The sequence below is a fragment of the Bradyrhizobium sp. genome (assembly GCF_047605465.1).
In the GTDB taxonomy this organism is placed as follows: domain Bacteria; phylum Pseudomonadota; class Alphaproteobacteria; order Rhizobiales; family Xanthobacteraceae; genus Bradyrhizobium.
In genome coordinates, this window is record NZ_JASGFS010000020.1 from 1 (window position 1) to 14,738 (window position 14,738).

Consider the following 14,738-nt stretch of genomic DNA (forward strand, 5'->3'; position numbering starts at 1 on the left):
CAGGTCAGCCCGCCCGAACCCCCTCCCGAGTAGCCGCCTCCGCCACCGGCGCCCGCTCCCGTCCAGGCCGCCGCCGTCGCCCCGCCCCCCGCGGCCGCGCCCGCACGCGATCCCAATTCACCGCTCGGCGTCTGGCTCACGGAGGAGAAGGAAGGACGAGTCCGGATCGAACAATGCGGCAACAATCTCTGCGGCTATTCGGTCGATACCAAATCGAACCAGAACGGCGAGCAGGTCCTGATCAACATGAAGCCCGGCAAGGACCAGAAATGGTCGGGCCGCATCCTCGATCCCAATACGGGCTCGACCTACGATTCCACGATCGCGTTGAAGGGCACGGACCGCCTGCGGGTTCAGGGCTGCGCCTTCGGCGGCATGTTCTGCGGCGGCCAGACCTGGACCCGCATGAACTGAAGCTAGGTCGCGGAGGCCTGCCGCTTGCGCGTGGCGGCGATCGGCTCACGAAAGGCGCCGACCTGTGAGAGGGCTTCGACGAAGATCGGCTCCCAGGCCCTGATGTGGTAGCGCAGGAGGTTCGCGAGAGCCTCCTCTTTTCCCGCGCTCGCCAGCTCGATGATCCGGAAGTGCTCGCTCGCGGACTCATTCTGCCGGGCAAGGCCCGCGCGGGATTTGATGCCGTAGAGGCGCATCTGGTCGCGCAGGCTCATCACCATCTCGGTCAGGCGCGGATTGTCGGCCGCCGCCGTCAGGACCTGGTGAAAGCTTCGGTCGGCCTCGATGTACAGCTTCATGTCCTCGGTCCGGACCGCGCGTGCGATGTCCTCCGCCCAGGGAACGAGTTCGCTGAGATCCTTGCGCGGCTTCCGCGCGACCAGCGTCGCGGCGTGAAGCTCCAGGACCTCACGCAGGTCGAAGAGATTGCGAAGCTCCGTCATGCTCGGTTCGACGACCCGGAACCCACGATTGCGCACGGGTTCGATGAGGCCGCTCCGCGATAGTTCCAGCAGCGCCTCGCGCACGGGGGTCGTGGAGACACCAAGGCTCGTCGCCAAAGTCGGCACCGAATACATCGTTCCGGGCAAGCTCTGGCCGGAAATGATCTCCGCGCGCACCTGCTGCACAACCTGTTCGCGCAGATTCTGGTCCATGTCTCTCCAGCCTCGATTGCTGCCCGATCTATCAGCACCGCCCAAAGAATGCACTTGACATGACAGTGCCCTCAGCGAAGCATGTAGCGCGCTACTCTAATGCGCTACTCTTGGGCTGTCTATGTCGGAACGCTACCCCGGCTATTGCACTCTGTGCCGTTCGCGATGCGGTTCGATCACCGTCGTCGAGAACGGCCGCATGGTCGCGGTCGAGAACGCGCCGGGGCATCCGACCGGCGGCGCTCTGTGTTCCAAGGGCCGCGCCGCGCCGGAGATGGTGCACAGTCCGCGCCGCCTGACCTACCCGCTCCGCCGAACGGCTCCGCGCGACGCCGCGGACCCCGGTTGGGTGCGGATCAGCTGGGACGAGGCCTTGAGCGAGATCGCCGGGAAACTCGGGCAGATCCGCCGCACCACGGGCGCGGAGTCCGTTGCGTTTGCCGTGACCACGCCGAGCGGCACGCCGATGGTCGACAGCTTCGAATGGGTCGAACGGTTCATCCGGTGCTACGGCAGCCCCAATCTGATCTACGCCGTCGAAGTGTGCGGCTGGCACAAGGATTTCGCCCACGCGCTGACGTTCGGCCGGGGGATCGGCTTTCCGGACTACGACAACGCGGACGTCATCGTGCTGTGGGGACACAATCCGGCGCGGACGTGGCTTGCGCAGGCGACGCGCGTCGCGGATGCACGCCGCCGCGGCGCGCGCATCGCCGTCGTCGATCCCAAGCCGAATGGATCGGGACAGCAGGCCGACCTGTGGCTGCGCATTCGCCCCGGCGCCGACGGCGCGCTCGCGATGGCCGCGATACGGCACCTGATTTCGACGAACGCGTTCGATGCGGCTTTCGTGACGCGCTGGACCAATGCGCCATTCCTGGTCGACGCGCAGACCGGCCGCTTCGTCCGGGCGATCGACCTGTGGCTGGATCAATCGCGTGACTTGTTCGTCGTGCTGGATCAATCCGGCAAGCCGCGGGCGCACGATCCGCGCACGGAGATCCTCGACCCCGCGAATTGCACCCTCGATGCCGAAGCGACTCTCGAAGGGGTGAACGGACGGACGATCGCCGCCAGAACAGCCTTCGCGCGGCTCGCTGCCGAGGCCCTGCCCTACACCTTCGCTGGTGTCGCCGAGACGACCTGGCTCGACGAAGAAAAGGTCGCCGCGTTCTGCACGCTCTTCGAGAACAGCCCCAGGCTCGCTTATCATTCATGGACCGGCGTCGGGCAGCACACCAACGCGACCGCCACGGAACGTGCGATCGCGACGCTCTATGCCCTGACCGGCGCATGCGACCGGCCGGGAGGCAATGTCTGGCAGGTCCCACCGCCGACGCGCGCGGTCAATGACATCGGCCTGCTGCCGCCGGGACAGAAGGAAAAGGCCCTCGGCCTCGACGAATTGCCGCTGGGACCACCGAGCCGCGGATGGATCACCGCACGCGATTTCAGCCGCGCGGTCCTCAAGGGCGAGCCGTATCGCGTCAGCGCACTGATGAGCTTCGGCACGAATTTCGTGGTGTCGCAGGGACATTCCTCGCGCAATCGCGAGGCGCTCCGCGCGATCGACTTCCATGTGCATGTCGACATGTTCATGAATCCCACGGCCGAGAATGCCGACATCGTGCTTCCCGCCAGCATGCCCTGGGAAAGGGATGCCCTGAAGATCGGCTTCGAGATCACGCAGGCTGCCGTCGAGACCATCCAGTTCCGGCCGCAGATGCTGCCCCGGCTCGGCGAGAGCAAGGCGGATTACGAGATCGTCGCGGAACTGGCCGTGCGCATGGGCATGACCGAACAGTTCTTCGGCGGCGACATCCGTGCCGGCTGGAATTATCAACTGGCGCCCCTCGGCATCACCATCGAGGATTTGCGCAGGAGTCCCGAAGGCGTCCGCTTTCCCCAGCCGTTCCATCACGAGAAATACGCCGACCGGAAGACCGACGGAACGATCGCCGGCTTCGTCACGCCGACACGGCGCGTCGAGATCTATTCCGAGCTGATGCTCGATCACGGCTATCCGCCCCTGGCCGGCCATGTCGAGCCGGCCGAGAGCCCCATGACCGAAACCTCCGGCACGCGGTTTCCGCTGGTGCTGACGACGGCGAAGAGCGGCTGGTTCGTGCACAGCTCGCATCGGCACGTGGCATCGCTCCGCAAGAAATCGCCGGAACCTGCCGTCGAGATCAGCAAGGCGCTCGCGACACGGCAAGGCCTCGAAGAAGGCGATTGGGCGATCGTCGAAACGCCGTCCGGCCAGGTGCGGCTGCGGGTCAGGCTCAACGACTCCCTCGACGATCGCGTCGTGCTGGCCGAGTTCGGCTGGTGGGAGGATTGTCCGCCGCTCGGACGCAATTTGACGCCGCCGGCAGGCTTCGCCACGTCCAACATGAACGATGCGCTGAGTGATGCCTCGCGTGATCCCGTGAGCGGCTCGGTCCCCCTGCGCGCCACGATTTGCGACATCCGCCGCGACCAGGCGGCGAACCGCGGACGCTGGACCGGACGGCGCGCCTTCTTCGTCAAGAACATTCGCCACGAGGCCGACGACGTCGTCGCGATCGACCTTGCTCCGAAAGACGGCGAAGCCGTTCCAGCGTACCGGCCGGGACAATACGTCCTGCTGAGCCTGCCCGGCGTGGATGTCACGCGCGCCTATTCGCTGACCGGGCATGGCGGCGAGAACGTGCTCTCCGTTGGCGTCAGGAGGCAGTCGTCGAACGACCAGGCTTCCGCCGGAAACGGCGTTCACCTGTCGGAACACATCCATCGCCTCACGGTCGGCAGTGAGGTCGAGCTCGAAGCGCCGGGCGGGATCTTCACCCCGCCATTGCAGGGCGATCGGCCTCTCGTCTTCCTCGCGGCCGGTGTCGGCATCACGCCGTTCATGAGCCACCTCGAGGCGATGCTGGCGCTGCAACCTGCCGAGCGCGTGAACGAGGTCCTGCTGGTCTATACGTGCCGCAACGGCAACGCGCATCCTTTCGCCGGACGGCTCCGCGAGCTCAAGACACAGCTCCCGGAACTGAAGCTGATCACGGCGTTCACGGCGCCGCGTGCGGGGGACCGGTTGCACGAGGACTACGACATTGCCGGCCGGCCCGACCTGGCTGCGGTCGATGCCCTGATCTCCCGGCGTCCCCTCGCCTATCTCTGCGGCTCTTCGGACTTCACGTCCTCGATGACGGCGCGCCTCGTCGAGCGCGGCATGCCGAGATTCGATATCTTCGCGGAAGCCTTCGTGTCTCCGCCCGAAATCCCGGCGACACTGCAGCCGCAGACCGTTCACCTCGCCGGCAGCGACACCAGCTTCGTGTGGTCGCCCGAACTGGGCACGCTGCTCGATGCCGCGCATGCCGCTGGCGTGCCGCTTCCGAGCGGTTGCCGCGTCGGCCAATGCGAAAGCTGCGCCATGCGCATCGTCGACGGCCGTGTGGCAAGCCTCGGCGAGTCCGATGGCGCGGCCGACCAATGCCTGACCTGCCAGGCGGTGCCGCTCTCCGAGCTTACGCTTGCGCTTTGATCACATGATTTTCGACCAAGACCATCACGACCAACAGGGGGCTGAATAATGACGACTGTTTCTGGGGATTCCTTTCGGGAGAATGATTCCACCGATACCAATCCGCTGGCGAGGTTCTCGCAGCGTCTCGTGATCTTCTCCGAGCGCTGGTTTCCGGACGCCTATGTCTTCGTTCTGATCGCCGTGATCGCGATCGCGGTCGGCACGATCGTCCACGGCGGATCTCCGCTCGCCGTGAGCCGCGCGTTCGGCGACGGCTTCTGGAATCTCATTCCGTTCACGATGCAGATGGCCCTGGTCGCGATCGGCGGTTACGTCGTCGCGATGTCGCCACCGATCGCGGCGGCGCTGCGGCGGCTCGCCGCCGTGCCGTCCACCGGGCGCGGCGCCGTGGTGTTCGTCGGCGTGTTGAGCATTCTGCTCTCGCTGGTCAATTGGGGCCTGAGCCTGATCTTCTCCGGCCTGCTCGTGCGCGAGATCGCGCGACGCACCGACATCAAGCTCGACTATCGCGCCGCGGGCGCGGCCGGTTATCTCGGCCTGGGCTGCGGTTTCACGCTCGGCATCACCTCCTCGGCCGCGCAGCTGCAGGCCAATGCGGCCAGCATTCCAAGCTCGCTGCTGCCGATCACCGGCGTCATCGGTTTTTCCGAGACCATCCTGACCTGGCAGAACCTGCTCACGACCGTCCTCGTGACCGTCGTGTCGGCCGTGATCTGCTACCTGACGGCGCCGAACCCGGCCCAGACCAAGACCGCCGAGGATCTCGGCGTCTCCCTTGAGGACGACACGATCAAGCCGAAGGCGGCGACCCGGCCGGGTGACTTCCTCGAGTTCAGCCCGATCCTGACGATCCTGATCGTCGTCCTGGCGCTCGGGTGGCTCTGGCAGACCTTCCAGTCCGGCAATCCGCTCATCACGCTGTCGGGCCTGAACACCTACAACTTCGTCTTCCTGATCCTCGGCATCCTGCTGCACTGGCGTCCGCGCAGCCTGCTCGAGGCGTTCTCCAAGGCGATGCCGAGCGTCTCGGGCGTGCTGCTGCAATTTCCGTTCTACGCCGGCATCGCCCAGATGCTCACCAAGGTGCCGAACGAAAAGGGCGTGACGCTGTCCGATACCATCGCGCACTGGTTCGTCGATGCCTCGGCCAGTTCGACGGTGTTCTCCTTCCTCGTCGGAATCTACTCCGCTGTGCTCGGGTTCTTCATCCCGTCCGCGGGCGGCAAGTGGATCATCGAGGCGCCCTACATCATGAAGGCCGCCAACGCCGTCGGCGCGCATCTCGGCTGGACCGTCATGGTCTACAACATCGCCGAAACGCTGCCGAACTTCATCAATCCGTTCTGGATGCTGCCGCTGCTGGGCATCCTCGGACTGAAATCGAAGGATCTGATCGGCTACACGTCGATCCAGTTCCTCATCCACTTCCCGATCGTGATGATCGTGGCGGCGATCCTGATGTCGACCTTCACATATCATCCGCCGGTCCTCCCCTGAGGCCCTGAACAGGCAAGGCATGGGCAGCGGAATATGCCGCTGCCCATGTGTGCCCCCGATCACAAGATCATCTGCGGAGCCCCGGCAAAGCCGCGGCCCGGCGTGACGTCCCTCACATCGCCTCCCTCGGGCCCCTGTCAGGATGCCCGGGAACTCAGAGCACAGGGGCGTGTCATGAACGGTTTTCGCAGGGGTATCTTCGCCACCATCGTCGCCATCGCCTTCCCGCTCTCGCAGGCGGGCGCTGCGGCCTCGACCTTCGACGGCGCGTGGAACGTGCGTATCGCCTCGTCGAGCGAGGCCTGCGGCAACGGCGCCACCGTCTCGATCGGCATCAGCAACGGTCAGATCGCATCGGGCAGCGTCGCAGTGACGGCATCGGGCCGCGTGGCGGATGCCGGCAGCATCAATGTCACCTTGAGCACCGGGATCAAGCGCGCGGTCGGCTTCGGGCGGCTGAGCGGCACCTCCGGCTCCGGCACCTGGCGCGGCGCCCTGTGCACGGGAACGTGGACGGCGGAAAGAATGTGAGCCGTCCGGACGCTGCGCCGTTCCTCACGCCGCGGCTCCGGGATCGCGGATGGGCGACGCATCGCTCGCGCGATGCGTCTTGTCCGCAGCAGGAAGACTAGCCGAGCGGGGCCGAATAGTCCGCGTCCGTTACCGGATCCAGCCAGGTCGAGAACACCCCGTCGAGCGATTCCTGCATGGCGATGTGGCACATGCTGTTGCCCGGCGAGGCACCGTGCCAGTGCACTTCCCCCGGCGGAATCCAGACGGTGTCGCCGGGACGGATTTCCTTGACCGGGCCGCCCTTGGTCTGGACGCGGCCGACGCCCGAAATCACGTAGAGCGTCTGCCCGAGCGGATGATGGTGCCAGTTGGTGCGGGCGCCGGGCTCGAACGACACGCGCGAGACGTTCAGCCGCGCCGGCGCGGGCGCCATGTTGATGGGGTCCTGCAACACGGTGCCGGTGAAGTTTTCCTTCGGCGCGCGGCGGGTCGGCCGGGTGCCTGCGACGTGGATGTCCATGAGGTTACCTCGTTTGCTTGCTGTTACTTCTTGCTGGCGGCGTAGCGCGCCTTGGTCTCGGCGTTCATGGGATAGAGGCCGGGCAGCACCGCGCCGTTGTTCACCTCGTTGACGATCCAGGCTTCCATCCGTTCCTGCTCGACGCCTTCGGCCAGGACGTGGTCGAGCAACGCCTGCGGGATCAGCACGCATCCGTCCTGGTCCGCGACCACGATATCGTTCGGGAACACGGCCACGCCGCCGCAGCCGATCGGCTCGCCCCAGCCCACGAAGGTCAGGCCCGCGACGGACGGCGGAGCGGCATAGCCGTCACACCACACCGGCAGGTTGGTACCGAGCACGCCCTCGACGTCGCGCACCACGCCGTCGGTGACGAGCGCGGTGACGCCGCGCTTGACCATGCGCGCGCACAGGATGTCGCCGAAGATGCCGGCATCGGTGATGCCCATGGCGTCGACCACGGCGATGCAGCCCTCCGGCATCGCCTCGATCGCGGTCCGGGTCGAGATCGGCGAGGACCAGGATTCCGGGGTCGCCAGATCCTCACGCGCGGGCACGAAGCGCAAGGTGAAGGCCGGCCCGACCAGCCGCGGCAGACCCGGGCGCAGCGGACGCGCGCCGCGCATCCAAACGTTGCGCAGGCCCTTTTTCAGCAGGACCGTGGTGATGGTGGCGGTGGTGATGCCGGCGAGGGTCTTGCGGGCTTCGGGGGACAGCGACATGGACGGCAACGAGCTCCGAATGGGCGGGAAACGACGCCGCGCATCTTGCGAGCCGCAGGCCTTGCGTCAAGGGCCATGACGGCGTCCGGCAGGGCTGTTATGCGACGCGATAACAAGGCTTTATCGTGTCCCCTTGCATTAATTTATTGGACTTGCGGGCGCATTTACGCGAAGCAGGGGATGCGGATCTCGGAGGCTCGAGCCCGCGTTCCTCCAGAGGCTTGCATTTCGACAGCTCATGGCCGCGACGCTTCCCCCGCCCCGCCTTCTGCCAAGTGGCGACAGCGCCGTCACGGTCGAGTTCAGCCGCACCATCGACGACGATGCCAATGAGCGCGTGCTCGCGCTCGACAAGGCGCTCGCTGCCGCCGCCATCGACGGCATCTCCGAGACGATCCCGACCTACCGTTCGCTGCTGGTGCATTACGACCCCGGCAAGATCGGCTTCGAGGCGCTGTGCGAGAAAATTCTCCCGATCGCCTGCGAACCGCTGCCGCCCGCAACCAAGGCGCGGCGCTGGCGCATTCCCGTCGCCTATGGCGGTGAACACGGCATCGACCTCGAGGATGTCGCCAAGACCCTGAGCACCACGCCCGACGACATCATCGCCCGTCACGCCGGCGGCGACTACCGGGTCGCCATGATCGGCTTCACGCCGGGCTGGTCCTATCTCAGCGGTCTGGACAAATCCCTGCACATGTCACGGCGGCAGAGCCCGCGGCTCTTCACGCCCGCCGGCACGATCTCGATCGGCGGTATCCAGGCGGGCATCCAGTGCCTGGCTGCGCCGAGCGGCTGGCACCTGCTCGGCCGCACGCCGGTGCGGACCTATCAGCTCCACCGCAATCCCACCTTTCTCACCGAACCCGGTGATCGCGTGACGTTTTTCGCCATCGACCACAAGACGTTCGAGGAGCTGGACCGCGCCGCCGAAGCCGGCGAGATCATCGCCGAACAGGTGGCGGGATGAGCAGGCTCGTCGTCGCCAGCATCGGACCGGCCAGCTCCGTCCAGGACGGCGGCCGGCTCGGCGCGCAGCGCTACGGCCTGACGGTGAGCGGGGCGATGGACCGCCTGTCGCTGGCCGCGGCGAACACGCTGGTCGGCAACGAACCGTTCGCGGCGGCCATCGAGATCGGCCCGTTCGGCGCCTCCTTCACCGCCCACGACGGCGCTGTGCGCGTGGCGATCGCAGGCGCGCCGCGCAATGCCGACATCGCCGGGCGGCCGGTGACCATGGATACGTCGGTGACGCTGAAGGACGGCGAGACGCTGACGCTCGGCTTCGCCCGCGGCGGCGCCTTCACCTATCTCGCGATCGAAGGGGCGATCCGCGGCGAGTTGGTGTTCGGCAGCCTCGCCGTGAACGCCCGCGCCGGTCTCGGCAGTCCCTACCCGCGCCCGCTCCAGACTGGCGACGAATTCAGCGTCGATGCCGCCAGCGGCGCGAGCGACTTGCGGATCGAATTGCCCAAGCCCGCGAGCGGACCGATCCGCGTCCTGTTCGGTCCGCAGGACGACGAGTTCGACGACGCCAACAAGGCGCTGTTCCTCGACAGCGAATGGAAGATCTCGGCGACGTCGGACCGCATGGGCTACCGGCTCGAAGGGCCCGCGATCAAGCACCTGCACGGCCACAACATCGTCTCCGACGGGACCGTGAACGGCAGCATCCAGGTCCCCGGCAACGGCTCGCCGATCGTGCTGATGATGGATCGCGGCACCTCCGGCGGCTACCCGAAGATCGCAACGGTGATCACGGCCGATTTCGGCCGCCTCGCGCAGACCTCGGCGGGAACGGCATTCCGCTTCAAGGCGGTCGGCATGGCCGAGGCGCAGGACGAGGCAAGGAAGTTCGCGCAGTTGATCCGCAACCTGCCTGACCGGCTGCGGCCATCCGGCAGCGTCGCGTTCAACATCGAGGCGTTGCAGGATGCCAATGTGGCGGGCCAGGCGGTCAGCGCCATCGATGCCGCAACGTGGCAGGTGACGGCCGAACCGTAAGAGACAGGACGACCAGAGGCGGAGAGCAACCATGAAGACGATCGATCTCAATTGCGACCTCGGCGAAGGTTTCGGCGCGTGGGAAATGGGCAACGATGCCGCGATGATCGAGCTCGCAAGCTCGGTCAACGTCGCCTGCGGCTTCCACGCTGGCGATCCCGACATCATGCGCCGCACGGTCGAACTGGCGAAGGCGCGCGGCGTCTCGGTCGGTGCACATCCCGGCTATCGCGACCTGCACGGCTTCGGCCGGCATCCGATCGCGGGCCTGAAGGCCTCCGAGATCGAGAACCTCGTCGCCTACCAGATCGGCGCGTTGCAGGCGATCGCGACCGCCGCCGGCCACAAGGTGACGCATGTGAAGGCGCACGGCGCGCTTTCCAATGTCGCCTGCGAGGACGACATGACGGCCAAGGCGATCGCCGCCGGCATCAAGGCGGTCGATCCCGGCCTGATCTTCGTCGTGCTCGCCAATTCGAAACTGGTGAAGGCCGGCGAAGCCGCCAACCTGCCGATGGTGCACGAAGTGTTCGCCGACCGCGCCTACGAGGACGACGGCAACCTCGTCTCGCGCAAGAAGCCCGGCGCGGTGCTGCACGACGCCAAGGCGATCGCCGACCGCGTGGTGCGCATGGTGCAGGACGGCGCGGTGGTCTCTGTCAGCGGCAAGGTGATCCAGATGCGTACCGACACGGTCTGCATCCACGGCGATACGCCGGGCGCGGTGGACATCGCCCGGGGGCTGCGTCAGGCGCTGAAGGATGCGGGGATCGAGGTGGCGCCGTTCAAGCGCGGCACGTGAGGGCCGTGGTCATTCCGCGATGATGCCAAGCCATCGGACCCGCAATCGTAAGGTTCCGGATTCGGCTTCAACGCCCGGACCGACGAGTCAGAACGGGTGCATCGAGAGCGTGCCGAACACGATGGCGGCGATGACCGCGAAGGCGCTGTACAGCGCAACGTGATGGATGCTCGCTCCGGTCCGCCGGGAGAGCGAGCGCGCGTAGAGGTGCAGTCTGGCTTCCGCCGATAGTTCGCGCATGGTCGATCTCCAACGCTCCATTTGCGGGATTATGAACGATCACCCCCTGCGGCAGGCAAGACAGCGGCGGAAATAGCGATGCCGGTCCTCTCAAAGGACCCCATCGCAGATGCAAATTCTCTTCACCGGCAAGTTCCAAGAATCTTATTCGTTAAACTCCTAGCCAGCCGGAACCGAACCGGATGACGACGCGATGACAGGGCGAAGCGCGGCTTCATGCGCCGGCCCGGCAAAACATCGAAAACAACCCCATGCACAGGAGAAGCGGACCGCCGGATCGGCGGCCCGCCGCTGCGCGACCGGGAGGATTCACGTCGATCGCACCACGTCTTAGTAGACGTCGGCCTGGAAGCGCCCCGTCTTCTTGAGCTCGGCAACGAAGCTCACGGCTTCATCGGTCGAGCGCGCGCCGAACTGGGCCACGATGTCGACGAGGGCACGCTCGACGTCCTTTGCCATGCGCTTGGCGTCGCCACAGATGTAGAGATGCGCGCCTTCGGCAAGCCACGTCCACAATTCGCGGCCCACCTCGCGCATGCGATCCTGCACGTAGAACTTCTTCTCGCCGTCGCGCGACCAGGCCAGCGACAGACGCGTCAGCAGGCCCGAGGTCTTCATCGCGTTGAGCTCGTCCTGGTAGAAGAAATCGCAATCGCTGCGCTGATGGCCGAAGAACAGCCAGTTCTTGCCGGGAGCGCCCGTCGCCCTGCGGTCGAGCAGGAACGCGCGGAACGGCGCGATGCCGGTGCCCGGGCCGATCATGATGACCGGGGTCTTCGGATCCTGAGGCAAGGCGAAGCCGTGTGCCTTCTGCACGTAGACCTTCAGCTTCTCGCCGTCGGCGATCCGCTCGCCGAGGAAGGTCGATGCGACGCCGATGCGCTTGCGCTTGCCGATGACGTAGCGCACGGAATCGACGGTCAGCGACAGCTTCCCTGGCGTCGCATTGTGCGAGGACGAGATCGAGTAGAGCCGCGGCTGGAGCGGCTCGAGCGCCTCGACGAACGCCTCGGGATGCGGCCGCGTGCCCGAGAATTTCTGGAGCGCGGCCATGACGTCCAGCGTCGCGGCATCGCCGTCGGGATCCTCGCCCTGCGCCAGGGCCCGCGCCTTCTCGCGCTGCGCGCCGCCGGTGATGAACGAGACCAGTTCGAACAACGTATCGGGTGCCGGCGACAGCGAGACGTCCTCGACCAGCGCCTGGCGCAGAGTCTTGCCGTTGACCTTCGTCGTGTGGGACGCGCCGAGCAGCGCGATGATCTGGTCGACGAGTCCGAGATCGTTGCGCGGAAAAACGCCGAAGGAATCGCCCACGACATAATCGAGCTTGCTCTCCGAGAGATCGAACTCGATGTGATAGGTCTCCTTCTCCGAAGCGCCCTTGTTGAGCAGGCGCCGGGACAGGAAGGTCGCCGCCACCGGATTGTCGCGCGAGCGGCCCGGCTCCGCGATCGTCACCGTCACGGCAGGCGCCGCCACCGCATCCGGCTTTTCGGCGGCCTTGACCGCAGGAGCCTTGTCCAGCTCCTCGTAGAGCGACTTCAGCATCCGCGCGGTCTCCTTGCCGCCGGGGACGCAAAGGTTGAGCCGCGCCTCGCTGCGGCTCGCGATGGCCTCCGAATAGTCGTGGCAATTATAGCCGCACTGGCCGCAATCCTGCTGCGCCATCGCCGCCATCATCTTCCGCCGCACGGGGCGGCCTTCGGCGAGCGTCATGCGCTCGGTGATCGGCATGGTCTGGTCGTGCCAGGGCGCTTCGCCGTCGTCGCCATCGCCGGCGGCTCCCTGCATGACGGCAGCCCCCTGCTCCGCCGACAGCGGCGTGGCCGCGTCCGGCGACAGGAGGCCGGCGAAGAAGCCGTTCAACCAGGAACGCTGCGCCTCGGAAAACGGCGCGCTCGCGGGAATGATGTCGAGCCGCGGCGGAGGACTGATCTGGTTCATGAGGACACCTCGGCATCTGCGAGCTTGCGCAGCGTTTCGCCGTCGTGGCGGCGCGCAAAGGAGAGAAAGCTTTCGTCGGGCGACGAACGATGGGCGATGTAGGCCTTGAGCAATGCTTCGACCGTCTTCGGTGCATCCTCGGCCTTGAGGTCGTGATAGACCTCCTGCCCGACATCGGCGTCGGGGCCGAAGCCGCCGCCCGTGAAGAGGTGATAGCCCTCGACCGTATCCTCCTCGCCGACCGGCACGCGTGCGCCGATCAATCCGATATCGCTGATGTAATGCTGCGCGCAGGAATGATGGCAGCCGGTGACGTGGATGTTGACGGGCGTGTCCATGGCGACGCGCGGTTCACACCAGTCGCCGATCTCGGCGGCATGGCGCTTGGTGTTCGCGGCGGCGAAGCGACAGCCCGCATTGCCGGTACAGGCGATCAGGCCGGCACGGATATGCGAAGCCTCGGCCGCGAGCCCGATCCGCCTGACCGCCGCGACGGCGAGTTCGACATTGTGGTCCGGGACGCCCGGGATCAGCAGGTTCTGCCAGACGGTCAGGCGGACCTCGCCGTCGCCGAGATCCTGCGCGACCTTCGCCAACCCACGCATCTGGTCGCAGGTGATCTTGCCGAGCGGCACCGACACGCCGATCCAGTTCAGGCCGTCCTGCTTCTGCCTGTGTACGCCGATATGCGCCATGCGGTCGGATGCCGGGCGCGGCGCAAACGCGTCGTCCGCGACACGCACGAGCGGGCTCTTCAACCGCTCCTCGACCAGCTTGATGAATCCGTCATGGCCCATGGCATCGAGCACGTATTTCAGCCGGGCCTTGTTGCGGTTGGTACGGTCGCCGGTCTCGATGAACACGCGCACGATCGCGTCCGCCACGGCGGTGGCATCCTGCGGCTTGACGATGATGCCGGCGTATTTCGCAAAATCGCGATGCCCGGTGATGCCGCCGAGACCGAGCCGGAACCAGACGCCGGGCTCGACGCCGAAGCCGTCCTTCACCTCGACCGCGGTGAAGGCGATGTCGTTGGTCTCCTCGAGCACCGCGATCCTGCCGGCACCATCGAAGGCGACATTGAACTTGCGCGGCAATCCGTACAGCGAACGGTCGTTGAGGATGTGATGGTGCCATTCCCGCGCATAAGGCCGCGTATCGATCAGTTCCTGCGGATCGATGCCCGCCGTCGGCGTTCCCGTGACGTTGCGGATGTTGTCGGCGCCGGAGCCACGCGAGCAAAGGCCGAGGTCCTGGATGCCCTCGATCAACTTCACGGCGTTCTTCGGCGGAATTTCGCGAAGCTGCAGATTGGCCCGTGTCGTCACATGACTGAACGGTCCGCACATCTCATCGGCGAGATCGGCAAGACCCGAGAGCTGCCAGTGCTTCATGATGCCGTTCGGAATGCGCAGGCGGCACATGTAGGAATCCTGCGCCGGCGCGACGTAGAACAGGCCGAAATAGCGCCAGCGGAAATTGTCGGCCGGACTCGGCGGCGCATTGTCGAGCGCCTGCCGGCGAAGGCGCGGATAGGCATCGAACGGATGCTCCTCGCGCTTGAACTTCTCCTGGTCGGCGAGCTTCCTGCCCGAAGCGACGACCTTGTCCTGCGCCTTGATGTGCACGGCATCGGGACCGGTGGGCTCGGCACTGGCCGTGCCCGCGCCACCCAGACCGCGACCGACGCGGCTGATCTGCAGGCCGGTCGTGAAGCCTTCGAGGTAGCGTTTCTGCTCGTCGGTGAAATCGACTGAGAGCGTTTCGATTTTCATGGTCGGTCACGAAGCTCCTGCGGCCACGCTGGTGGCGTCGACAGATTGGGGCGACCCGCAAGGAACTCGGCTGGCTCGGAAGC

The 14,738-nt window shown here is 66.3% G+C and carries 12 protein-coding genes and 1 pseudogene; 7 read left to right on the forward strand and 6 right to left on the reverse strand.

Annotation, left to right across the window (positions count from 1 at the left end):
* Positions 1-33: 33 nt before the first annotated feature.
* A pseudogene (locus QM712_RS17290) lies at positions 34-414 on the forward strand (DUF2147 domain-containing protein); the annotation flags it as partial.
* Between the two features lie 2 nt (positions 415-416).
* On the opposite strand, the gene QM712_RS17295 reads toward QM712_RS17290, so the two are convergent.
* Positions 417-1,109 (reverse strand): GntR family transcriptional regulator, encoded by a 693-nt coding sequence (locus tag QM712_RS17295; protein ID WP_415024331.1) that lies wholly within the window; start codon positions 1,107-1,109, stop codon positions 417-419.
* A gap of 121 nt (positions 1,110-1,230) precedes the next feature.
* On the opposite strand from QM712_RS17295, the gene QM712_RS17300 reads away from it, so the two are divergent.
* The 3 genes from QM712_RS17300 (at position 1,231) to QM712_RS17310 (ending at position 6,666) form a co-directional block, all read left to right on the forward strand.
* Positions 1,231-4,635: a molybdopterin-dependent oxidoreductase gene (locus QM712_RS17300; protein WP_415024332.1), complete on the forward strand. Its 3,405-nt coding sequence runs from the start codon at positions 1,231-1,233 to the stop codon at positions 4,633-4,635.
* Between the two features lie 48 nt (positions 4,636-4,683).
* Positions 4,684-6,135, forward strand: a complete 1,452-nt coding sequence (locus QM712_RS17305) for a short-chain fatty acid transporter (RefSeq protein WP_415024333.1) — start codon at positions 4,684-4,686, stop codon at positions 6,133-6,135.
* A 174-nt stretch (positions 6,136-6,309) separates the two neighbouring features.
* Positions 6,310-6,666: a hypothetical protein gene (locus QM712_RS17310; RefSeq protein WP_415024334.1), complete on the forward strand. Its 357-nt coding sequence runs from the start codon at positions 6,310-6,312 to the stop codon at positions 6,664-6,666.
* Between the two features lie 97 nt (positions 6,667-6,763).
* Here QM712_RS17310 and QM712_RS17315 read toward each other — a convergent pair whose 3' ends face one another.
* A complete protein-coding gene (locus QM712_RS17315) occupies positions 6,764-7,168 on the reverse strand; it encodes a cupin domain-containing protein (RefSeq protein WP_415024335.1) in 405 nt (134 codons plus the stop codon).
* Between the two features lie 23 nt (positions 7,169-7,191).
* A complete protein-coding gene (locus QM712_RS17320) occupies positions 7,192-7,890 on the reverse strand; it encodes a ribonuclease activity regulator RraA (RefSeq protein ID WP_415024336.1) in 699 nt (232 codons plus the stop codon).
* Between the two features lie 238 nt (positions 7,891-8,128).
* Between QM712_RS17320 and pxpB the strand changes: the two genes are divergently transcribed.
* Genes pxpB through QM712_RS17335 form a run of 3 tightly spaced genes read left to right on the forward strand, consistent with a single transcriptional unit; the run spans position 8,129 to position 10,696 of the window.
* Positions 8,129-8,860, forward strand: coding sequence for a 5-oxoprolinase subunit PxpB (gene pxpB, locus QM712_RS17325; protein WP_415024337.1), 732 nt, complete (start codon positions 8,129-8,131; stop codon positions 8,858-8,860).
* Positions 8,857-9,894, forward strand: a complete 1,038-nt coding sequence (locus tag QM712_RS17330; protein ID WP_415024338.1) for a biotin-dependent carboxyltransferase family protein — start codon at positions 8,857-8,859, stop codon at positions 9,892-9,894. The genes pxpB and QM712_RS17330 overlap by 4 nt, the downstream gene beginning before the upstream one ends.
* Before the next feature lie 31 nt (positions 9,895-9,925).
* Entirely contained in the window at positions 9,926-10,696 is a 771-nt protein-coding gene (locus QM712_RS17335) for a LamB/YcsF family protein (protein ID WP_415024339.1), read from the forward strand.
* 87 nt (positions 10,697-10,783) lie between these two features.
* Here QM712_RS17335 and QM712_RS17340 read toward each other — a convergent pair whose 3' ends face one another.
* From QM712_RS17340 to QM712_RS17350, 3 genes are all read right to left on the reverse strand, one after another.
* Positions 10,784-10,936, reverse strand: a complete 153-nt coding sequence (locus QM712_RS17340) for a hypothetical protein (protein ID WP_415024340.1) — start codon at positions 10,934-10,936, stop codon at positions 10,784-10,786.
* Positions 10,937-11,266: 330 nt separating this feature from the next.
* The gene (locus QM712_RS17345; RefSeq protein ID WP_415024341.1) at positions 11,267-12,880 is read right to left on the reverse strand and encodes a sulfite reductase subunit alpha; all 1,614 of its coding nucleotides are present in this window, start codon (positions 12,878-12,880) and stop codon (positions 11,267-11,269) included.
* A complete protein-coding gene (locus tag QM712_RS17350; protein ID WP_415024342.1) occupies positions 12,877-14,655 on the reverse strand; it encodes a NirA family protein in 1,779 nt (592 codons plus the stop codon). Before QM712_RS17350 ends, QM712_RS17345 begins: the two co-directional genes overlap by 4 nt.
* Between the last annotated feature and the right edge of the window lie 83 nt (positions 14,656-14,738).